This window comes from Amphiplicatus metriothermophilus (assembly GCF_900199215.1).
Taxonomy (GTDB): domain Bacteria; phylum Pseudomonadota; class Alphaproteobacteria; order Caulobacterales; family Parvularculaceae; genus Amphiplicatus; species Amphiplicatus metriothermophilus.
In genome coordinates, this window is sequence record NZ_FZQA01000003.1 from 393,237 (window position 1) to 413,998 (window position 20,762).

General features: G+C 64.9%; 26 protein-coding genes. 15 read left to right on the plus strand and 11 right to left on the minus strand.

Translation table 11 applies throughout. The features are described 5' to 3' along the window. Positions 1-24 precede the first annotated feature (24 nt). Both CHB64_RS09615 and CHB64_RS09620 read right to left on the minus strand, forming a co-directional pair. On the minus strand, positions 25-687 hold the full coding sequence (locus CHB64_RS09615; RefSeq protein ID WP_089412386.1) for a 50S ribosomal protein L25/general stress protein Ctc: 663 nt from the start codon (positions 685-687) through the stop codon (positions 25-27). 144 nt (positions 688-831) lie between these two features. Continuing rightward, positions 832-1,572 carry a DUF2520 domain-containing protein gene (locus CHB64_RS09620; RefSeq protein WP_089412387.1) on the minus strand — a complete coding sequence of 247 codons (741 nt, stop codon included), beginning with the start codon at positions 1,570-1,572 and terminating at the stop codon, positions 832-834. A 274-nt stretch (positions 1,573-1,846) separates the two neighbouring features. Between CHB64_RS09620 and CHB64_RS09625 the strand changes: the two genes are divergently transcribed. Next, positions 1,847-2,050, plus strand: coding sequence for a cold-shock protein (locus tag CHB64_RS09625; RefSeq protein WP_089412388.1), 204 nt, complete (start codon positions 1,847-1,849; stop codon positions 2,048-2,050). Between the two features lie 69 nt (positions 2,051-2,119). On the opposite strand, the gene CHB64_RS09630 is transcribed toward CHB64_RS09625, so the two are convergent. The 6 genes from CHB64_RS09630 to erpA all read right to left on the minus strand — a co-directional run bounded on the left by CHB64_RS09630 (position 2,120) and on the right by erpA (position 6,827). Continuing rightward, on the minus strand, positions 2,120-3,211 hold the full coding sequence (locus tag CHB64_RS09630) for an ATP-dependent DNA helicase (protein WP_089412389.1): 1,092 nt from the start codon (positions 3,209-3,211) through the stop codon (positions 2,120-2,122). 170 nt (positions 3,212-3,381) lie between these two features. Continuing rightward, on the minus strand, positions 3,382-3,762 hold the full coding sequence (locus CHB64_RS15080) for a hypothetical protein (protein WP_143265984.1): 381 nt from the start codon (positions 3,760-3,762) through the stop codon (positions 3,382-3,384). A gap of 83 nt (positions 3,763-3,845) precedes the next feature. After that, on the minus strand, positions 3,846-4,628 hold the full coding sequence (xth, locus tag CHB64_RS09635) for an exodeoxyribonuclease III (RefSeq protein WP_089412390.1): 783 nt from the start codon (positions 4,626-4,628) through the stop codon (positions 3,846-3,848). 99 nt (positions 4,629-4,727) lie between these two features. Further along, positions 4,728-5,501, minus strand: coding sequence for a sulfotransferase (locus CHB64_RS09640; RefSeq protein WP_089412391.1), 774 nt, complete (start codon positions 5,499-5,501; stop codon positions 4,728-4,730). Positions 5,502-5,699: 198 nt separating this feature from the next. After that, a complete protein-coding gene (locus tag CHB64_RS09645; RefSeq protein ID WP_089412392.1) occupies positions 5,700-6,371 on the minus strand; it encodes a nitroreductase in 672 nt (223 codons plus the stop codon). Positions 6,372-6,482: 111 nt separating this feature from the next. Continuing rightward, entirely contained in the window at positions 6,483-6,827 is a 345-nt protein-coding gene (erpA, locus tag CHB64_RS09650; RefSeq protein ID WP_089412393.1) for an iron-sulfur cluster insertion protein ErpA, read from the minus strand. Between the two features lie 175 nt (positions 6,828-7,002). Between erpA and CHB64_RS09655 the strand changes: the two genes are divergently transcribed. The 9 genes from CHB64_RS09655 to tatC all read left to right on the plus strand — a co-directional run bounded on the left by CHB64_RS09655 (position 7,003) and on the right by tatC (position 14,546). Then, positions 7,003-8,271 carry a deoxyguanosinetriphosphate triphosphohydrolase gene (locus tag CHB64_RS09655; protein ID WP_234993343.1) on the plus strand — a complete coding sequence of 423 codons (1,269 nt, stop codon included), beginning with the start codon at positions 7,003-7,005 and terminating at the stop codon, positions 8,269-8,271. A 196-nt stretch (positions 8,272-8,467) separates the two neighbouring features. After that, positions 8,468-9,304: an SPOR domain-containing protein gene (locus CHB64_RS09660; RefSeq protein WP_089412394.1), complete on the plus strand. Its 837-nt coding sequence runs from the start codon at positions 8,468-8,470 to the stop codon at positions 9,302-9,304. A 6-nt stretch (positions 9,305-9,310) separates the two neighbouring features. Further along, a complete protein-coding gene (nagZ, locus tag CHB64_RS09665) occupies positions 9,311-10,327 on the plus strand; it encodes a beta-N-acetylhexosaminidase (protein ID WP_089412395.1) in 1,017 nt (338 codons plus the stop codon). 98 nt (positions 10,328-10,425) lie between these two features. After that, positions 10,426-11,271 (plus strand): segregation and condensation protein A, encoded by an 846-nt coding sequence (locus tag CHB64_RS09670; protein WP_234993344.1) that lies wholly within the window; start codon positions 10,426-10,428, stop codon positions 11,269-11,271. Between the two features lie 89 nt (positions 11,272-11,360). Then, entirely contained in the window at positions 11,361-12,110 is a 750-nt protein-coding gene (gene scpB / locus CHB64_RS09675) for an SMC-Scp complex subunit ScpB (RefSeq protein ID WP_089412441.1), read from the plus strand. A 148-nt stretch (positions 12,111-12,258) separates the two neighbouring features. Beyond that, positions 12,259-12,753, plus strand: coding sequence for a YybH family protein (locus CHB64_RS09680; RefSeq protein ID WP_089412397.1), 495 nt, complete (start codon positions 12,259-12,261; stop codon positions 12,751-12,753). A gap of 229 nt (positions 12,754-12,982) precedes the next feature. Continuing rightward, on the plus strand, positions 12,983-13,225 hold the full coding sequence (gene tatA / locus CHB64_RS09685) for a twin-arginine translocase TatA/TatE family subunit (RefSeq protein WP_089412398.1): 243 nt from the start codon (positions 12,983-12,985) through the stop codon (positions 13,223-13,225). 71 nt (positions 13,226-13,296) lie between these two features. After that, positions 13,297-13,716 carry a Sec-independent protein translocase protein TatB gene (tatB, locus tag CHB64_RS09690; RefSeq protein ID WP_089412399.1) on the plus strand — a complete coding sequence of 140 codons (420 nt, stop codon included), beginning with the start codon at positions 13,297-13,299 and terminating at the stop codon, positions 13,714-13,716. Next, positions 13,713-14,546 carry a twin-arginine translocase subunit TatC gene (tatC, locus tag CHB64_RS09695; RefSeq protein WP_200815310.1) on the plus strand — a complete coding sequence of 278 codons (834 nt, stop codon included), beginning with the start codon at positions 13,713-13,715 and terminating at the stop codon, positions 14,544-14,546. The genes tatB and tatC overlap by 4 nt, the downstream gene beginning before the upstream one ends. A 3-nt stretch (positions 14,547-14,549) precedes the next feature. Here the strand turns inward: tatC and CHB64_RS09700 are convergent, their stop codons facing one another. Together CHB64_RS09700 and CHB64_RS15775 are read right to left on the minus strand one after the other, a co-directional pair. After that, complete coding sequence (locus tag CHB64_RS09700; protein WP_089412400.1) at positions 14,550-14,954, minus strand: type II toxin-antitoxin system VapC family toxin; 405 nt, start codon at positions 14,952-14,954, stop codon at positions 14,550-14,552. Then, positions 14,954-15,196 (minus strand): type II toxin-antitoxin system Phd/YefM family antitoxin, encoded by a 243-nt coding sequence (locus CHB64_RS15775; protein ID WP_089412401.1) that lies wholly within the window; start codon positions 15,194-15,196, stop codon positions 14,954-14,956. The genes CHB64_RS09700 and CHB64_RS15775 overlap by 1 nt, the downstream gene beginning before the upstream one ends. A gap of 104 nt (positions 15,197-15,300) precedes the next feature. Here CHB64_RS15775 and serS point away from each other — a divergent pair, with 104 nt between their 5' ends. The 5 genes from serS to CHB64_RS09730 all read left to right on the plus strand — a co-directional run bounded on the left by serS (position 15,301) and on the right by CHB64_RS09730 (position 20,687). After that, complete coding sequence (gene serS, locus CHB64_RS09710; protein WP_089412402.1) at positions 15,301-16,689, plus strand: serine--tRNA ligase; 1,389 nt, start codon at positions 15,301-15,303, stop codon at positions 16,687-16,689. 27 nt (positions 16,690-16,716) lie between these two features. Then, positions 16,717-17,496, plus strand: a complete 780-nt coding sequence (gene surE, locus CHB64_RS09715) for a 5'/3'-nucleotidase SurE (protein ID WP_089412403.1) — start codon at positions 16,717-16,719, stop codon at positions 17,494-17,496. Between the two features lie 120 nt (positions 17,497-17,616). Then, complete coding sequence (locus tag CHB64_RS09720; RefSeq protein WP_159462468.1) at positions 17,617-18,744, plus strand: peptidoglycan DD-metalloendopeptidase family protein; 1,128 nt, start codon at positions 17,617-17,619, stop codon at positions 18,742-18,744. A 258-nt stretch (positions 18,745-19,002) separates the two neighbouring features. Then, a complete protein-coding gene (locus CHB64_RS15085; protein WP_143265985.1) occupies positions 19,003-19,254 on the plus strand; it encodes a hypothetical protein in 252 nt (83 codons plus the stop codon). Next, positions 19,251-20,687, plus strand: a complete 1,437-nt coding sequence (locus tag CHB64_RS09730; RefSeq protein WP_183234052.1) for a class I SAM-dependent methyltransferase — start codon at positions 19,251-19,253, stop codon at positions 20,685-20,687. Before CHB64_RS15085 ends, CHB64_RS09730 begins: the two co-directional genes overlap by 4 nt. Here the strand turns inward: CHB64_RS09730 and CHB64_RS09735 are convergent. Further along, on the minus strand, positions 20,649-20,762 hold a 114-nt coding region (locus CHB64_RS09735; RefSeq protein WP_143265939.1), incomplete at its 5' end, for an integrase core domain-containing protein. The two genes, CHB64_RS09730 and CHB64_RS09735, sit on opposite strands and share 39 nt — an antisense overlap.

Sequence of the window (20,762 nt, forward strand, 5' to 3'; positions counted from 1 at the left end):
GGCGCCAAGCGGGAGGGGGGAAGATTACTCCTCCTTCTCGCCTTCTTCTTCCGCCTCGGCGGTTTCCGGCGCGCCGGTTTCGGCTTCGGCGGCTTCCTCCTCGGCCGAACGCAGCGCCGACGGCGCGGCGACGGTGGCGACCGTGAAGTCGCGATCCGTGATGACGGGGGTCACGCCTTCGGGAAGCTTGATGTCCGAGATATGGATGGCGTCGCCGATGTCCAGTCCGGTCACGTCGGCTTCGAGATATTCCGGAATGGCGGTGGCCGGCGCGTAGACCTCGATCGTGTGGCGCACGACGTTGAGCACGCCGCCGCGCTTAAGACCCGGCGAAGCGGCTTCGTTGAGAAAGCGCACCGGCACGGCGACGTCGATGCGCGTCTTCTCGTCCACGCGCATCAGATCCACATGGATCGGCAGATCCTTCACCGGATCGAGCTGCACCTCGCGCGCTATCACCGGCTGCAGCCAGTCCTGGCCGGGAACCTGGATCTTGGCCAGATGCGAGCGCATGCGGCCGGCCGAATGAGCCTTGACCACTTCGTTGAACCTCAGCCGGATCGCCACCGGATCCTGGCCGCCGCCGTAAAGAACGCCCGGCACCCAGCCTTCGCGCCGCGCGGCGCGGGCCGCGCCCGTGCCGGCGCGCTCGCGGACTTCGCAATGGAAAACATCGATCTCGGCCATGACGGGTCCCTGCGTGAAAAGCCGCGGGCCGGAAACGGCGACGTTCGCCCGGGGCGCGGTTCTGGAAATACCGGATTGAGCGGCGCTCTATAGAGGAAAGGGCGCGCCGGGGCAAGCGCGGAAAGGGCGTGCATCGCCGCGCCGTCAGGCGTCGTCGCCCGCAGCGTTTCCGGGCTCGAAATCCGGCCACGCCGCAGCCAGAAAGGCGCGGTAGAGACCGGCGAGACGCGGCTCGCGGGCGAGGGCGGCGAGATTGGCCTCGACCGTGGCGCGGTCGCGCCGGGCGATCGGGCCGGTGAGGGAGTCGAACGGGCTTTCCGCGAAGCGGTCGACCACGCCGTGGAGATAGCCGGCGAGAATATTCGCCGGCGCGCCGGAGAGCCGGCCTGAAAACGCCTTCGCCGTCTCGTTCCACAGGAAGGCGGCGAAATTGCCGCTCAGCACGGCGAGCGCGTGATAGAAGGCGCGGTCGGCGTCAGGGACGACGAATTCCGGGTTCTTCGCTCCGGGAACGAGCGATCCGAGGGGCGGGGCGCCTTCCTGCCTGGCGAAGGCGACGCGCGCGGTCGTCTCCGGCGGCAGAGGGGCCGGCGGGAAAGAATAGAGCGGGTGGTAGCTCCACATCCCCTCGATCAGGAGCGCGCCGGAAAAATGGATCGCGAGTTTATCCGCGACGGCCTCATTATAAGCCTGCCGCCATGGCCCGAGCGCGCGGTCGGGGATGGCGGCGGCGATCACGTCGGCGGCGGCGAGCGCGCGCAGGCAGGACGGCGCGCGCGCCTCCGACTCGGCCCGCGCGATCAGCGCCGCCTCATGGTTAAGGGCGCGCAGATACGCCGCGATGCTCTGGGCGACCCGGCCGGTTCCGATGATGGCGTATTTCATGCCTTTTCTTTTTATCAGGGTCTTCTTGCGTTCGCCGCTTGTAATCCTGCTAGGCGCGCCCTATGTAGGCGCTCGTGACGACTCGATTTGGACTGCAGACTTAAGACAGTTGCCTAACCCGGCCAAACGTTTAGCGTAGCGGCCGGGCTTCTACAGGGCCTTCTGAACTCTCCCGGACAATCGGCTCGCATAAAGCGCGGAGAATGATTTTCGCGCGATCAACCGCCGGCTGCGGCGCGCCTCGTCGCAGCCAATTGTCTGAAGGAGACGAAAAATGGCTACAGGCGTCGTGAAATGGTTCAACTCCACCAAAGGTTACGGTTTCATCCAGCCGGATGACGGCGGCAGCGACGTGTTCGTTCACGCCAGCGCCGTCGAGCAGGCCGGACTGAACACCCTTCAGGAAGGCCAGCGGCTTTCCTACGAGCTGGTCTCGAACCGCGGACGCACCTCCGCCGGCAATCTGCGCGCGGCTTAACCGCGCCCGGCGATCGCCGAATTGGAAAGCGCCCCTCCGGGGGCGCTTTTTTTTTGCTTGAACAAGAGACTATCGCACCAGAACGAGCCGTTCGGCCGCGCGGGTCACGCCCGTGTAAAGCCAGCGCGCGCGGTGGTCGCGAAAGGCGAAGCTTTCGTCGAACAGGACGACCGAATCCCATTGCGAGCCCTGCGCCTTGTGCACGGTGAGGGCGTAGCCGAAGTCGAATTCGTCCGCGCCCCGGCGCTGGGCGAAAGGAACCGCCTCCGGGCCTTCGGTGAAAAACGCTTTCGGCACGGCGACGTTGACCGGCTTGCCGCCTTCTTCCGGCGTCACGGTCATGCGCGCGCGGCCGCCGCGCGCGGCCTTCTTGAGCGTCACCGTCCAGATGCCGCCGTTGAGGAGCCCCTTGCGGCGATTGTTCCGCAGACAGACGAGCTTCTCGCCGGCTTCCGGCATGGGGTCCGCATGGCCCTTCAACTCGCGGATGCGCGCGTTGTAGCGCCGGCGCGTGCGGTTCGTGCCGACGAGGACCTGATCGGCGGCGAGGATTTCGTCCTGCGAGATTTCGCGGCGGGAGAGAAAGCGCACGGCGCCGCCGCCGAAATCCGGATCCGGCTCGCGCCCTTCGCGGATGTCCATCGACAGGCGAATGATGGGGTTGTCCGCCGCCTGACGATGGATTTCGGTCAGCATGAAGTCGGGTTCGGCCTCGGTGAAGTAGCCGCCACCCTTGACGGGGGGAAGCTGCGCCGGGTCGCCGAGCACCAGCACGGGCTTGCCGAAAGACAGAAGGTCGCGGCCGAGCTCTTCGTCCACCATCGAGCATTCGTCGATGATGATGAGGTCGGCGTCGGCCGCCGGCGCGTCATGACGCAGGGCGAAGACGGGCGCGCCTTCCTCGTCCTCGTCGGCGGGGCGGTAGATTAGGGCGTGGATCGTCGTCGCGCCCGCGCAGCCCTTTTGGCGCATTACATGAGCCGCCTTGCCGGTGAAAGCGGCGAAGGCCACGTCCCCGTCGACATGTTCGGCGATATGGCGCGCAAGCGTCGTCTTGCCGGCGCCGGCATAGCCGAACAGGCGGAAGACCTGACGGTCGGCGTTCTTCAGCCAGCGGTCTACGGCAAGTAGCGCGGCGTCCTGTTGGGGAGAGAAGAGCATTCAAGCTGCCGGGAATGGGCAATTTACACTGGTGATGGTCATCGATTACTTAATAGAGGTACTTTCATACTTCAGCGCTTTTCGGATTTTTTTTTACTTCTCCTTCGAGAAAACCTATTTTTTGTCGGAACCAACAGGAATCCATGTCGATACATTCTTCTATTTTTACTTTATTTACTATCATTTTTATATTTTTCAAACTTTATTAGGCGTAAGGGTGTGTTCTGGAGGGGGGCGATTCCAAAGACCCTTCCGTGAGCGAGCGCGTCACGCAAGGCGACGATTTCTTTGACTTTAACTTTACAGCAACATATCCCGGCTTTTTCACATTTATTGTTATAGTCTTCGAGCGCCTTTTTTAAGGAGTTTTTGTCGCTGAAAGGGGTGATTTCCACTTCATCACCTTTTTTGATATTCTTTATGTCGAGACGGGTAGCGGATTGTTGCTTTGCAAGATATATTCGGGCCATACTCTCTATAGCGTGCAGATTGCCGACAAGCTTGCCGAGCTGCTTTGGGTGCTCTTCTTGCAACCAATTTTTCTGGTTCATTTCTGCGCCTCAAGTGGTTCAATAAGATAGAGAAAATGTTCAATTGAAGTAGTAAATACTCTTCTACCGTCAACGCACATTACCTACTCAATCTCCGCCCACGCCGGCGCATGATCCGACGGTTTCTCGCGCCCGCGCTCGGCGCGATCGACGCCGGCGTCTTTGAGCCGGTCCGCGGCCTGCGGGGACAGCAGGAGATGATCGATGCGGATGCCGTGATCCTTCTCCCAGGCGCCGCCCTTGTAATCCCAGAAGGTGTAGAGAACCGAGTCGGGATGGATCTGTCGGATCGCGTCCGTGAGGCCGAGATAGAGAATCTCGCGAAACGCCGCGCGCGATTCCGGCAGGAACAGGGCGTCGTCCGTCCACGCCTTCGGATCGTGGACGTCCTCCGCCTGCGGAATGACGTTGAAGTCGCCGGCGAGAACGAAGGCTTCTTCCTGCTCCAGCAATTTTTCGGCGCGCTTTTTCAGGCGCTTCAGCCATTTGAGTTTGTAATCGAATTTCGGGCCCGGCGCCGGGTTGCCGTTTGGCGCGTAGATCCCGCAAACGCGCACAGGCGGGACGTCGTCAGGGCAGACGAGCGCTTCGATATAGCGGGCCTGATCGTCGGCTTTGTCGCCGGGAAGGCCCTTCACGATGTCGTCGATGGGATGCTTCGACAGGAGCGCGACGCCATTATATGTCTTCTGTCCGTGTACGGCGATGTTGTAGCCGCGGTCCTCGAAGGCTTCGGCGGGAAACTTCTCGTCGACGCATTTGATCTCCTGCAGGACGGCGACGTCCGGCCGGGCGCGATCGAACCAATCGAGCACGCGCTCAAGGCGCGCATTGATCGAGTTCACGTTGAAGGTTGCGATTTTCAAGGGAGCTCCGGAGGCTGGGGACGGGTTTTCCGCGCAGGCGCGCCAGACGATATATCGCGCCGGCGCGCGAAGGCAATCGACAGCGAGACCGGTCCTGCGTCACCGTCTGATCGCGTAGCCGAAGACTTCGACGATCTCCGGCGCGCTGCGCAGGCCGGCCGAGACGGCCTCGATTTCGGCAGGCGCAAGCGCGGCGATCTGGGCCTCGTTCATGTTCTGCAAGGGCTGGCGGGCGTGATCTTTCACGGCGACTGCTGCGGCGGGATCCGCGTCGGCGATGGCGGGAACCTTCCGCGCGATGCGCGCCAGCGTCGCGGCCGGGTCCGCGCACAGGTCTTCATAGCGGATATGCGCGTCGTATTTTCGCCGCGCCGCATCGAGCAGGCGCGCGCGCTCGATCCAGATGCGCCCGAGAAGTTCGAGAAATTCGAGCGGGTTCTCGCCGACGGCTTCATAGCCCCAGTCGCGGGCGACGCCCCCGGGGCCGTATCGCGCGCGCCAGCTAGCACAGACAGCGTAAGGATCGCGCGAGAGGGTGAACACGCTTGTCTTCATGGCGGCGAAAGCGCTTGTCAGCGCCTCGTGGCGGCACAGATTGGGCGGCGATTTCTCGACGACCACGACGGGCTCCTCGCGGCGCCGGCGCGCGACTGCGTCGAGCCAGACGGCCCGGACGACGGCGTAATTGGGATGATAGTCCAAATCCCATCTTTTCGCTGGCGCCGACATGGCCGGAACGAGCCATTGCCCTTCGCCGCGCGGATCGAGCTTCACGACTCGCCTCGACGTTTCGAGCAGGTTCGCAAGCGCCGTGGAGCCGGCGTTGGGCAGGGTGAGGATGAACAGCCATTCGACATTCGGGTCGGCGCGCAGGCGCGGCGAAAGAGCAGCGCGCGCAAGCCACGCCCAATCCGAGGCGGCGCCGCAGGGGCCGGACTTTGCGCGCGAGGCGCGCGCCGGCGCGGGATAGAAGCGAAGCGTCCGCCATCAGCCGCGTCTCCTGTCGCGGCCGTATGGATCTGTTTTCATGTCGTCCCCGTCATGGCCGCAGGAGAGGATAGCCCAGGACCGTCATTCCGTCAGCAGCGTGACGAACTCGTCGAGCGGCGCGCGCGAGGAACGCATGCTGTTGACGGGCGCCTCGGGGTCGGGATGGCCGAGCGCCATGCCGCAGTACAGCTGGTCTTCGGGGGAAAGGCCGAGAAAGGCCGAAACGGTCTTCGCCCGCGTTTGCCAAGCCTCCTGCATGCAGGTCGCGAGCCCGCACGCGACGGCGAGCAGCGCGATCGTCTGCATGAACATGCCCAGATGCGCCCACTGGCCTTTGTCGAAGCGCCGGTCGAGCGAGAAGAAAAGGCCTACGGGCGCGCCGAAGAACTCGAAGTTGCGCGCGAGCCATCGCAGGCGCGCGGGCTTGTCGTCGCGCGGAATGCCGAGCAAAGCGTACATCGCCTCGCCGACCTCGAAGCGGCGCGTCCGGTAAGGCTCCCACAGCTTCGGCGGATAGACAGCGATCTCGGATTCGTCGGCGAACGGATTGTCCGCTATGGCTTTCTTCACTGTCTCGACAAGGCGCTCGCGCGCGCGTCCCATGACGACGTGAACCTTCCACGGCTGCAGATTGCCGCCAGAGGGCGCGTAGCGCGCGACGTCGATGATCTCGCGAACGGTTTCCTCCGCGACGGGCTTGTCGAGAAACGCGCGGGTCGAGATGCGGGCCTTTACGGCGTCGGCGACATTCATGACGTCGGAGGGTAGAGCGGAATCGGCGCGCCGCAAGATCGACGCGCAGTCATGCAGCTCCCCTAGCGAACCGCCGTTCCGCCGGCGCTTCGACGAAGGCGTCGACGTGCGTTAAACTGAAAAGCTCGTGCCGCAGCCGCAGGAGGCTGTCGCGTTGGGGTTGTTCACGCGGAAGGCCGCGCCGATGAGCTCGTCGGCGAAGTCGATTTCGGCGCCCCGCATAAAGTCCAGCGACACGGGATCGATCAGCACGGTGACGCCGTCCTTTTCGATCGCCAGATCGTCCGGTTCGCGTTCGCGGACGATGTCGAAGGCGTACTGGAAGCCCGAGCAGCCGCCGCCGTTCACCGCCACGCGCAGCATGGCCCCCTCCGGCTCTCTGGCGAGAATCCGGGCGATGCGCTTGGCGGCGCGGTCCGATACGGTAACGGGCGGGGGGGCGTCGACGGTCGTCATGGCGAAAGGGCGAATCCGGTTACTTACCAAGGCGCAACCTATTAGATAAGGGCTTTTGCGGCCGGACCAAAGCCCTGGCGCGCAGAAGAGCAGGGCGCAGGTTTTTCAAAGGCTTGCGCGGATTCTGTCCCCGCTTGTGGGGAAAGTTATCCCCGCCCGGCGCCGGCGCCCGATAATGGCCGCGAGACCGCCTGACGAGGATTTCATGGGCTACGAACCGCCGCCGAACGTCGAAAGCGCCCCGCCCAAAGGCGGCGGGCGTCGGCCGCTCGCCTTCCCTGCGCCGCTCGCGCCTTACGCGGCTATGGCCGCCGAAACGCGGGGGCGGCTCCACGCCGAGCCGGAAAGCGCGATGCGCACCCCCTTCCAGCGCGACCGCGACCGGGTGATCCATTCGGTCGCCTTCCGCCGGCTCAAACACAAGACGCAGGTCTTCATCTATCACGAGGGCGATCACTACCGCACCCGGCTCACTCACTCGCTGGAGGTCGCGCAGATCTCCCGTTCGCTGGCGCGCATTCTCAGGCTCGACGAGGATCTCGCCGAATGCGTGGCGCTCGCCCACGATCTCGGCCATCCGCCTTTCGGCCATACCGGCGAGGACGTGCTCAAAGAGTGCATGGCCGCCTATGACGGCTTCGACCACAACGCCCAGACATTGCGTCTCTTGACGAAGCTCGAACGCCGGCACGCCGCTTTCGACGGGCTCAACCTGACCTGGGAGACGCTCGAAGGCGTGGTGAAGCACAACGGCCCGCTCGTCGGGGAGGGACAGGCGCCGCTGCCGGCGGCCATCGAGGAATACGCCGCCGCGCACGATCTTTGGCTCGATTCCTACGCCGGGCTCGAGGCGCAGGCGGCGGCCATCGCCGACGACATCGCCTACAACAACCACGACGTGGACGACGGCCTGCGCGCCGGACTGTTCAGCTTCGAGGACGCGCGCGATCTGCCGCTCGTCGGAGCGGCGCTCGCCCGCGTCGGGAAGGACTTTCCGGACGCGCCGCGCGAGATCCTCATCGCCGAGGCGGTCTCGGATCTGATCGGCGAGATGGTGCGCGACGTCGCGGCGGAGACCAGGGCCAGGCTCGATGCCCTCAAACCCGCTCACGCCGACGACATCCGCCGCGCCGGCCGGCGGATGGTCGATTTCTCCGAGCCGATGCGCGAGAAGCTCGCCGGCCTGCGGCGGTTCCTGCATGAGAACATGTACCGCCACTACAAGGTGAATCGCGCGCGCAGCCAGGCCAAACGCATCGTGCGCGCGCTGTTCGACCTTTTCTTCGCCGAGCCGGAGACCCTCCCGCCGGAGTGGATGACGCGTCTCGCCGACGGCGACGACAGGCGCAAGGCGCGCGTCGTCTGCGACTACATCGCGGGAATGACCGACCGTTACGCCATTCGCGAGTTCGAGCGCCTGTTCGGCTCGCAGCCCCGGCTTTGAGCCTGCGGCCGGCGCGTTCGCCTGTCGGTCGGCGCGGGCCGCATTCTCATCGCCCGTCGGGCGATGTTATGCTTGCGTCGGCCGTGCGATTCGCGCATCGACAGGCCCCTGCGTCGCGCCGGGGCTTCCTGCTTCGCCGGCGCGCGGCCCGGCCGCCTTGCGGGCTCGATCGGCGCGCGCGGCAAAGGAGACAGCGATGACAGCAGCCCAGAAAGACTCCTACGAAGAAGAATACGAAGAATATGACGAATTCGACGACGAGGATGAGGAGCGCGGCCTGTCCGGCCTCGTCGTGCTGCTCATGGGCGTCGTCATGCTGGGCGCGTTCGCCTCGATCGTCTGGATCGCATACCACCAGGGCATGAAGGCGGGCAGTCGCGAGGCCGGCGGCGCGCCTTATGTGGCCGCCGACCCCGAACCGCTCAAGATCGAAAATCCCGAGCGGCCGCTGCTCGCCGAGAACAGACGCGAAATCTATGACAAGATCGGGGGCGCTGAGGGCGAGACTGTGGAAGTGCTCGCCTCGCAACGCGAAGAGCCCATCGCGCGCGAAGGGGAAACGGCTTTCAGCCCGGCGGGGAACGATCCGTTCGGGGCCGACGAGCCGATTGGCGAATCCGAAGAGGACGGGATCGCCGCGCTGGCCGCCCGCAACGGCGCGCTGAGCGAAGAGCCGGCCGTTCCGGCCCCGGCGAACGCAGCGCCGGAGACCCGCGCCGCGACGCCGCCGACGCCGGCGCGGGCCGAGACGCAAACTTCTGCAAGCGCCGTCGGGGCGCTCGCCGGCACGCATCTTGTCCAGGTCGGCGCTTTCGGCTCCGAGGACGAGGCGATGGTCCAGTGGTCGCGTCTGCAGGGCAGGCTCGGCGATTATCTCGACGGCAAGGCGCCGGATGTCGAGCGCGCCGATCTTGGCGAGCGGGGCGTGTTCTATCGCCTGCGCGTGGGGCCGTTCGCCTCGGCCGATTCGGCGGCGTCATATTGCGAAGGGCTGAAACAGCGCGGCCAGGACTGCCTTGTGAGAGCGAAGTAGGCCTCAATGCCTCTGGCGGCGGTGTTCGATTGCGAGGGGCCGACATTGTCGGCCGACGAGCGCGCATTCTTCCGCGACGCCGATCCGTGGGGATTCATCCTCTTCGCGCGCCATTGCGAGAGCGCCGAAGCGGCGCGCGCGCTGTGCGGGGAGCTCCGCGCGGCGGTGGGCCGCGAAGCGCCGATCCTGATCGATCAGGAAGGCGGGCGGGTCGCGCGCCTGAAGCCGCCGGCCTTTCCGGCTCATCCCGCGCCCGCGGTCTTCGGCGCGCTATGGAAGCTCGATCCGGCGAAGGCGCGCGAAGCGGCGCGGCTGAACGGTTATCTCCTGGCGCGGATGATCCTGGATGTCGGGGCTACGATCGACTGCGCGCCCATGCTCGACGTGCCGCAGAAGGACTCCGATGCGACGGTGCTCGGCGACCGGGCGCTTGCGAAGCATCCCGACGTCGTCGCGGCGCTCGGCCGGGCCATGATGGAGGGCCTGTTGGAAGGCGGCGCGCTGCCCGTCGTCAAGCATCTGCCCGGCCACGGGCGCGCGCTCGCCGACACCCATCACGCTCTCGCCCGCGTCGGCGCGACGAAGGCCGATCTGCGTGCGACGGATTTTGCGCCGTTCAGGGCCCTCGCCGACGCGCCGATGGGCATGACCGCGCATATCGTTTACGAGGCTTACGATCCCGAGCGGCCGGCCACGCTCTCGCCCGTCGTGATCGATGAGGTCATCCGCGGCGAGATCGGGTTCAAGGGGCTGCTCTTCAGCGACGACCTCAAAATGAATGCGCTGGGCGGGCCCTTGGGCGCGCGCGCCGGCGCGGCGCTCGAAGCGGGCTGCGACATCGCGCTGTGCTGCAATTATTCGCTTGCGGACAAAATCGCCGCGGCCGAGGCGGCCAGGCCGCTGGCCAGCGAAAGTCTCGCCCGCGCCGAGGCTGCGCTCAGTCGGCGCCGCCGGCCCGCGCCGGGCGACGCGGCGAAAGACTACGAGAAGCTCGCCGCCCTCCTTAAACCGGCGTTGGCGTGAGGGAAGGCATAGCGCGAGGCGAAGCTGGAAATCTTCCGGCGAAGGGCGTAGGCGCTGGCCAGAATCGCCCCTAGAGTGAACGGATGGAAACAAGCCACTTGAGCGGCGACATCAAGATTGAGACCGACGTGAGGTCTCCCGACGGCGAGGCGTTCGACGCGCCCGTGCGGGCCGCGCCCTGCGCGGCCGACATCGACGCCCTCATCGTCAACCTCGACGGCTATGAAGGGCCGCTCGACGTCCTTCTGGAGCTCGCCCGCGCGCAAAAGGTCGACCTCAGAAAGATCTCGATGCTGGCGCTCGTCGAGCAGTATCTCGCCTTCGTCGAGGCGGCCCGGCTGCGCGATCTGGAGCTGGCGGCCGACTATCTCGTGATGGCCTCGTGGCTTGCTTATCTGAAATCCAAGCTGCTGCTGCCGGTCCCGGAAGTCGAGGGCGACGAGCCGACCGCGGACGAGATGGCTGCGCGTCTCGCCTTTCAGCTCCAGCGCCTCGAAGCGATGCGCAACGCCGCCGACGCGCTCATGGCGCTGCCGCGGCTCGGGATCGACATGTTTCCGCGCGGCGCGCCCGAGGGCGTGCGGGTGCGGCGCAAGGCCGACTGGCAGGCGAGCCTCCACGAGCTGCTTCAGGCCTACGCCCGCCAGCGCATCGCGGCGGTCGACCGCACCTATCGGATCGAGCCGCCGAAGGTGTTCCCGATCGAGGAGGCGCGCGCTCGCCTCGAGCGCATTCTGGGCTCGATCCCCGATTGGGTCGATCTGCGCAGCCTCGCCCCCGCGCGCGAGATCGACGCGCCGCCGGCGTCCGTGACGGCGAGCGCCTTCAACGCGGCGCTGGAGCTGGCCAAGAACGGTCGGCTCTATATTCGCCAGCTCGCCCATTTCGAGCCCATCTATGTGCGCCATCGCGACCCGCGCGAGGCGGAAAGGACAGGCCAATGACCGCTCTTGACGATCCGGCCGGCAGGAACTTCGAAGGATTGAGCGCGCGCGAGGCCCAGGAAGCGCTCGCCGAGGAGCTGAAGACGACGATGGACGTGGAGGAAGAGCAGGACGCGGCTGAAGAGGAAGAGGCGGCGGATGCGCCGTCTGCAGGCGCGCCCGCGCCCGCCGATCCTGTGTGGACGGCCGCCGAAGAGGCCGCGCACGCGCGCATGGCCGAGGCGCTTCTTTTCGCCGCCAGCGAGCCGCTCGACGAAGACGCCATCGCCGAACGCCTGCCGGCCGGGGCGGATGTGCGCGGCATTCTTGAGTCTCTCTCGTCCCAGTATGAAAACCGCGGCGTCAATCTGAGGAAAGTCGCCGGCAAATGGCGTTTCGTCACCTCGTCCGACGTCGCCCATGTTCTGGAGCGCGAGCGCGTCGAGCCGAGAAAACTGTCCCGCGCCGCGCTCGAGACCCTCGCCATCATCGCCTATCACCAGCCCTGCACGCGCGCCGATATTGAAGACGTGCGGGGGGTGGCGGTCTCCAAGGGCTCCCTCGACCAGCTCCTTGAAATCGGCTGGGTGCGGATGCGCGGCCGGCGCCGCGACGCGCCGGGCAGGCCGGTGCTCTACGGCACGACGCCAGCCTTTCTCGAGCATTTCGGGCTCGACAGCGTGTCCGATCTGCCGGGCATGGCCGATCTCAAGGCGGCTGGCCTCCTCGACGCGCGCCTGCCGCCGGGCTTTTCCGTGCCCATGCCGAGCGACGCCGGCGACGACGAGGACATGAGCGACGAGGGCGGAGACGAGGCCGAGTTCGTCACCGACTTCCAGGCCGGCGACGGCGAGCAATAGGGCGCGCGGCTCAAAGGCGTCTGTTAACCTTATTACCAATTGGTAATACTGGCCTTTTCACGCTTGGCCGCCCCCCGGCTGCGTTTGCTCCCCCGAGGCGATCCGGTATGCTCGACGCTTCCCATAAGGGGTATGGAGGGAGAGTCGCATGAGAAACAGTATGAAAGCGCTCCTCGCGGCGAGCGCGGGGGCGGCCGCTGCATTCGCGATCGCCCATGCGAATCCGGAGGCCGAGAAAGCCGCCATTCGTGCGATGTTCGAGGAGGCGATCGCCTCCATGAACGCATGCAAAACGGACGACATCGGCAAGAACGATGCGGAGGGTCGCACCACCTATTATCCGGACTCGGCCGAACCGCACGTAGAGACGGCTGAAACGCGCCAAATGGCCGTCGATTTCTGCGCGAAGGGCGGAAAGCACGAACTGCAATCGCAAATCCGCGACATTATTCTGCTCGGCGATGTCGCGGTCGCGCATGGCTCCGGCCATTACAAGCGTACTGAGCCTGACGGGACCGTGTCGATCGACACGGATTACACCTATACGGACGTTCTTGTGAAAAAGGACGGCCGCTGGAAGATCAGGCACGGCCATATCGGCGTCGTGCTGCCGGAAGAACCGGCGGGCGAGGCGCAGGAATAAGGCCGTCGGCCAGGAGGATTCCGGCCGCGCGCCGCCTCGCGCCGGGCGCGGCCGGCTCGTCCGCCCATGACGGCGGCGCGAGCGCGACGTCGCCCGCCGGTGGCGCGGCGCGCGACCGGCGCCCATATATTCCTCTTCAGCGTTTGCGCGGGCTTCGCCGCGGGGCTAGAACGGGCCCGAATCCGGCGCGGCCGCGTGCGGCCCGTCGCTGACATGAAAGAGGCGCGCTATGGGCTCGATCGGACCCTGGCAGATCGTGATCATCCTCCTGCTGGCGCTGCTGCTGTTTGGCGGCGGCGGCAAGATCTCCTCGCTGATGGGGGATTTCGCCAAGGGCATCAAGGCGTTCCGCAAGGGTCTTCAGGATGAGGATAAAGACGGCAAGAAGGTCGAGGATCGCTCGACCGACCCCGTCGACGTCACGCCGCCGAAGGATGCGGAGCCGCAAAAGGCGGGCGATTCAAAATCCTGAGGGCGGTTTCCGCGGAGTCGCCATAGCTTCGCTCCGGCGGCGCGCGGCCGCGAAGATCGGTCGGAACCGTCATGAATCTTCTGCCGCAATTCGGATTTTTCGAGCTGATCATGGTCGCGGTGATCGCGCTCGTCGTCGTCGGTCCGAAGGACCTGCCGCGGTTGATGCGCGCGGCCGGACGCATGGCCGCGCAGGCCCGCCGCATGGCCGGCGAGTTCGCGGCGGCCTTCGACCAGATGGCCCGCGAGGCCGAAATGGAAGAGATGCGCAAGGAGATCGAGTCCCTTAAACGCGACAATGTCTTCGCGGAGGCGAAACGCGCCGTGGACGAAGCGGCGCGTCCCGTTGAGGAAGCCGTGCGCGAGGAAGCCGGCGAGCTGCGCGACGCAACGCGGCGGCCGATTTCGCCCGCGCCGGCTGTCGCCGCCGACGGGACTGGCGCCGACGAAGAAACCGACGCCGCGCCGGCCAGGAACGGAGCCGCTTCGTGACCGGCAAGGCGATCAAACCGGCAAAACCTGCGCCCGAAGACGAGGAAGCCGAACTGCAGGCCTCCGCCGCGCCGCTGCTCGATCATCTCACCGAATTGCGCCGGCGCCTCATTACGTCCCTCGCGGCGATCGGGATCGCTTTCGTGATCTGCTACGTCTTCTCCGAGCAGATTTTCAACGTGCTGATCATTCCTTTCGTCAATGCGGTGGGGCAGGCGGCCGGAAAGGATCCGACGCTTTACTTCGCGCCGCTCGAATTTTTCTTCACCAAGGTGCGGCTGTCGATTTTCGCCGCCGTCGTGGTCGCCTTTCCGGTGCTCGCCCATCAGATCTATCGCTTCATCGCGCCCGGCCTTTACCGGCGCGAGCGCAAGGCTGCGCTGCCGTTCCTGCTCGCCATGCCCGTGCTGTTCGCGGCGGGCGCGAGCCTCGTCTATTTCGTGATGATGCCGTTCGTCATGCGCTTCGCCGTCGGCTTCGAGGCGCAGTCTGGCGAAGGCGCGCCGGCGACGTATGAACTGCTCACGAGAGTGGGCGATTATCTCACCCTGACGACGACGCTCATCCTGGCCTTCGGCTTCGCTTTCCAGCTTCCCGTGCTGCTCACGCTGATGGCGCGGGCGGGGCTCGTCACCGCAGATTTCCTCGCGCGCAACCGGCGCTTCGCCGTGGTCATCGTTTTCATCATAGCGGCCTTCCTGACGCCGCCCGATCCCTTCAGCCAGGTGGCGCTCGGCGCCTGCATTCTCGCGCTCTATGAGCTTTCGGTGCTGTCAGTGCGTCTGGCCGAGAAGAAGGCGAAGCAAGCCGCCGAAGAAGCCGCGGCGTGACAATTACGGCGAGCCGATGACGACGATGTCCTCGGCTGCGGCGGCTCGGGCGAGCCGGCCGTCGAGGGTTGCGAGCGGCAAGGCGCTGCGCAAGGCGAGCTCCAGATAGGCGGCGTCGTAAATCGTGAGACCATAGCGACGGGCAAGGCTCACGATCGCGCTCGGCGTTTCAAGATCGATCTCGACTTGCAGCCTTTCGATGAGATCGAGCAGCGACGCAGCGTGCTCCTGCGAGAGACGGCCGCGCCGTTCGTTGACGGCGATGGCGTTTCGAACCTCGTACCACCAGATGACCGGCGCATGGGCGCGACCTTCTTCCGCCATCGCCATGGCGGCGTCTGCGGCGGGCGCGGACTCCTCGCCAAGCAGCCAGGCGAGCAAGGTCGAGGCGTCGAGAACGAGCGCCATTATTCGCGGCCCTCGCGTATCGACCTCATCAGATCCCCGCGGGGAATTTTGGGCAGTCGGCGACGAAGCGCCCGCAGCTCTGCGAAGGCGCGTTTCTTATCGGCGTCTTCGGCTTCGCGCGCAGGAACGATGCGGGCGACGGGCCTGCCGCGCCGGGTGATTTCGATTTGTCCGCCGCGTTCGACTTCGTCGAGGAGTTCGGAGAGTTTCGCCTTGGCCTCTGTCGCCTGAATCGTGCGCATAAATGACCGGTTATATGACTGGTTATGTGTAGGGCGGAGGCGTCCTGACGTCAAGGCGTTCCGGTGTTTCCAAACCCGGCGTTCCTGCCTATAGCTCTCGCGCCATGCACGATCTGAAAGCCATTCGCGACAATCCGGATGCCTTCGACGCCGGTCTGGCTCGTCGGGGGCTCGCCCCGCGCGCCGGGGAGATCCTCGCCCTCGACAGGGAGGCGCGGAAATACACCCAGGTTCTCAACGAGCTTCAGACCCGGCGCAACGCCGCCTCGAAGGCCATCGGGCAGGCCAAGGCGAAGAGCGACGAGGCCGAGGCGAAGCGCCTCATGGCCGAGGTCGAGTCGATCAAGGGGCAGCTGCCGGCCGCCGAGGCCGAGCAGAAGCGTTATCTTGAACAACTTAACGCTCTGCTCGCCGAACTGCCCAACCTTCCGGCGCCGGACGTTCCCGACGGCGCGGACGAGGCCGCCAATGTCGAGCTGCGACGCTGGGGCGAGCCGAAAGAAATCGCCGGCGCCAAAGAGCATTTCGAGATCGGCGAGGCGCTCGGACAGATGGATTTCGAGACCGCCGCGGCGATGTCGGGCGCGCGCTTCGTGCTGCTGAAGGGCCAGCTTGCCCGCCTCGAGCGGGCGCTCGCGAACTTCATGCTCGATCTGCACACGGGCGCGTTCGGTTATGAGGAGGTCGTCCCGCCGCTGCTGGTGCGCGACGGGGCGGTCTTCGGCACGGGACAGCTGCCGAAATTTGCATTGGACTTATTTGGCACTAATAAGACCCAAGTATTCTCAGATTCGACATCAAGGTCGACTGAGTCAAAAAGGAGCGAAGCAGAATCAAAAACGGAAGTTCAGGTACGCGAAAGCGTCACAGCCGTTCTGAAAAGCGATCTTTGGCTCATCCCGACCGCCGAAGTGCCGCTGACCAATATCGTCCGCGAGAAAATTCTCGATGCGGACGACCTCCCGCTGCGCTTCACCGCCTGGACGCCGTGCTTCCGCTCCGAGGCCGGCGCGGCCGGCAAGGACACGCGCGGCATGATCCGCCTGCACCAGTTCTCGAAGGTCGAGCTCGTCTCCGTCACGACGCCGGAGACGTCCGACGAGGAGCACGAGCGCATGACCGAATGCGCCGAAGAAGCGCTGAAGCGGCTCGGCCTGCCCTTTCGCACCATGGTCCTGTGCGCGGGCGACATGGGCTTTTCGGCGCGCAAGACCTATGACATCGAGGTCTGGCTGCCGGGGCAGGGGCGCTATCGCGAGATTTCGTCCTGCTCGAACTGCGGCGACTTTCAGGCCCGCCGCATGAAGGCGCGGTTCAGGGCGAAGGGCGACAAGCAGACCCGGTGCGTTCACACGCTCAACGGCTCGGGCCTCGCGGTGGGCCGCACGCTCGTGGCGATTCTGGAGAACTATCAGCAGCCGGACGGTTCGGTCGTCGTGCCGGAGGCGCTGGTCCCGTATATGGGCGGCGTCGAGCGGATCGAAAAAACATGACATGGCGGCGTCGGTAGAGCGAGCGACATGCGGATATTGTGCACCAACGACGACGGCGTTCACGCGCGGGGCCTTGAAAGCCTGGTGAAGATCGCGCGCGCGCTTTCCGACGACGTGTGGGTCGTCGCCCCGCAGGAGGAGCAGTCCGGCGCGGCGCGCTCGCTCACGCTCGCCCATCCCATCCGGGTGCGGAAGTATGACGACCGGCGGTTCGCCGTCTCCGGCACGCCGACCGACGCGGTGATGATGGCGGTCTCGAAGCTGCTCGCCGACAGGCGCCCCGATCTCGTGCTGTCGGGGGTGAACAACGGCCAGAATCTCGCCGAGGACGTGACCTTCTCCGGCACCATCGCCGGCGCGCTTCAGGGCATGACGCTCGGCGTTCCTTCCATCGCGCTGTCGCTGGCGCGCTTTTCGCGGGAGACCGCGCGCTGGGCGACGCCGGAGACTTACGGGCCCGGGATCATCCGCCGGCTTCTCGACGTCGGCTGGCCGCAGGACGTGGTCGTCAACGTCAATTTCCCCGACCGCGACCCGGACGACGTCGCCGGCGTGGAGGTGACGCGCCAGGGCCAGCGCGACGCCTTTTCGCTCTATACGGAGGAGCGCCAGGACCTGCGCGGCGGGACCTATTACTGGTTCGGCTTCTCCGACCGCCTCTCCGACCCGCCGGAAGGGACCGACCTGCGCGCCGTCTATGAGGGGCGCATCTCGATCACGCCGCTGCATCTGGCGCTCACCCACGCCGATTCCCATCGCGCGCTGTCGGCGGCGCTGAACGGGCCGGCGCGGCGGGAGCGCGGCTGAGGTCGCCCCCGCCGGAGTCCGAGTCCGTTAACGTCTTCTTAACCGAAATTGTCGACGTTCGGTTAAGATATGTTAACGCGGAGCCTTTCGGGCTGAGGCCGGCAGGGGGCGGACATGGCCATGCGGACGCGCTCATTGTTCTTGATCGCCGCTTCGACGGCGGCGCTGGCGGCGTGCGGGTCGAGCCGCAACAACGCGCCCGTCGTCTACGGCACGCAGCCGGCGGCCGCGGGGCGGATCTATAATTCGCCTGCGGAGCTTCCTTCGGCGCAGACCGCTTCCTATCGAGAGCCCGCGCGCCTTGCGCCGGCTGCGCCCGTCGAGCGGGAGGCGCTGCCGTCGGCGCCGGCGCCGGCGCCGACCTATGTGAGCGCGTACGAGACCGTGAAGTCGCCGCCCGCCGGGGGCGGCTGGGTCACGGTGCGCCCGGGCGATACGGTCTACGCCATCGCGCGGCGCACCGGCGCGAGCCCGCAGGCGATCATCGCGGAGAACGGTCTGCCCGCGCCCTATACGCTGCGCATCGGCGACACGCTGCGCGTGCCCGATCCGGGGCGCAAGATCGCCAACGATCTCGCGCAGCCCGCGCCGCAGGCGACGCCCGTTTCCGCGCGCCGGGCGAATATCCGGATCGTGCGCCGCGGCGACACGCTGTATTCGATCGCGCGCGCGAGCGGCGCGTCGCTCGAGGCGATCGCGCAGGCGAACGGCCTGCGCCCGCCCTATACGCTGTCCGTCGGGCAGGAGCTGATCATTCCGGGCGCGGACGGGTCGGCCGGACGCGGCGGCCTCCAGCGCGAGGCGTCGCTGGACGTGGCCGACATCGCGCGCGCCGTCTCCTACACGCCGCCGCCCGCGGCGCAGGATTCCGGCCGGCTGTTCGACTGGCCGGTGCGCGGCGCGATCATCGCGAAATACGGCGCGACCGGCGCGGGCCGGCGCAACGAGGGCGTGAACATCGCCGCGCCCAAAGGCACGCCCGTGCGCGCGGCCGCCGACGGCGAGGTCGTCTATCGCGGCTCGGAGCTCGACGGCTACGGCAATCTTCTGCTGATCCGGCACGACGACGGGTTCGTGACCGCCTACGCTCACAACGACGTGATGCTGGTGCGCAAGGGCCAGAAGGTCCAGAAGGGCCAGGTGATCGCCAAGGTCGGCCAGACCGGCGCCGTCTCCGAGCCGCAGCTTCACTTCGAGATCCGCCAGAACCTCAAATCCGTCGACCCGCTGGCGTTTCTGGATCAGTAGGCGCGGCGGACGCTAAAGGCCTTTGCCTCGCCCAGTCCATAAGCGTGGCCATGCAGAAAGGGCGGAGCGCCTGCATTGACGCCTCGGTTAGTATGAAAGAAACCGATCCCCTTTTGAGCGACCGGGCCGATAAAACTGTATTGATTTAAAATCCATCAATGAGCAGGCAGCGCCTCTCTCTGGGTCATTAACGAAATCTATAGCCTGCTAATCTATTCGATGCCGGAACGGTAGTCGCGAGTGAGAAAGCAGGTTGATATGAAGAAGCGCTCCATATCATTGGCGCTGGCCGTCATATTTGCAACGAGCAGCACATCCCCTGCTTATGCTTATCTCGATCCGGGAACGGGCAGCCTAATCCTGCAAGGAATCATCGGCGCCGTTGCTGGCGGATTATACTTTTTTCGAAGCTATTGGATGAAGGCGGTCGCATTGATTACGGGCGGCAAGCCTTCATCATCGAAACACGCTTCGACGGAGAAAGTGGAGAATGCGGATCGTGAAAAATGAAAGTCGAACCCGCATCATTTCGCGATCCCGCCGGCCGCATTTTTTATAAGCATGGGCGAGTATTTCGCGCTATCAGCGATGAGGCTGTAAATGACTTTATATTTTCGCACAGTAATGCAATTCTAAAGAAATTAATCGCGGAAGGAGGCATAATCGAATCATTCGAAACGCCGGCTAAATCTCTCGGCGGAATAGAAGCGAATTGGGCGAGAATCGTTGAGCATCCGAAACTTCCTTTCATATCATATCCTTATGAATGGTCGTTCTCGCTGCTTCAACGCGCCGCCCTTCACCATCTAGATTTGCAAATGGATTTGCTTCCGGCAGGCGTTTCACTTAGCGACGCTACAGCTTATAATGTTCAGTTCGTTGGTGTAAACCCTATATTTATAGACTCTCTATCATTCCGGAAATATGTTGAAGGAGAGTACTGGACAGCGCATAGGCAATTCTGCCAGCAATTTCTAAACCCGTTATTGTTGTGCGCCTATTGCGGCGTTGCGCACAACGAGTGGTTCCGAGGAGCGGTGGAAGGAATAGCCACCGAATCTCTGGCCCGGTTGATGCCTTGGCGTCGACGTTTTTCCTGGCGCGTGCTTGCGCATGTGATTCTGCCTGCGGCGTTGCAGAAACGCGATGCCGGCGCGGCGCGCGAATCCTTGGCGAGGCCGTTTCCACGCCATGCCTATTTGGGGATGTTGAAGCAGCTGCGGGCGTGGATTGAAGGCCTTACACCTAAGGGTGCGAGAAACACGATTTGGGCGGATTACGCCCATAACAATAGCTATCAAGAAAACGAATATGCAACAAAAGCCGACCGCATTGCCAGTTTTGCATCTCGCGTCCGGCCAAGGCTTATGCTCGATTTTGGTTGCAACACAGGGGAGTTCTCTGAAATCGCGTTGAAGAATGGCGCTAAGAGCGTGGTCGGATTCGACTTCGACCACGGCGCACTCGAAGGCGCTTATCGCCGTGCTGTTGACAGGGACCTCGAATTTTTGCCCTTGCACCAAGACGCCGCCAATCCAAGCCCCGGCTCGGGATGGAGAGGCGCGGAGCGGGCCGATTTACAGCAAAGATGCGAGAATGCGGATGGATTGATTGCGCTGGCCTTTATTCATCATCTCGCCATAGGCCGTAATATCCCATTAGACCAGTTGACGGATTGGCTCGTCGGCCTTGCGCCAAGGGGGATTATAGAGTTCACCCCCAAGGCGGATCCTATGGTTCAAAGACTGCTTTCGCTCCGTAAGGATATCTTTCCTGACTACACGCTCGAGCGTTTCGCCTCTCTGGTGAGCGAACGCGCCCGCATCGTCGCGCGTGACACGGTCACGTCAACCGGCCGGACGCTGTTTGAATATGAACTGACCTGCTCCCCGGATTGTCCTCGTTCAGAAGTTGAGTCTGTTCCGGGTTTGGTCCTTCTCTGACCGGTTGTAGTATTCCCGCGGCGTGAGCCCGTCGAGGCTCGTATGCGGGCGGTGATGGTTGTAGTCGTCGCGCCA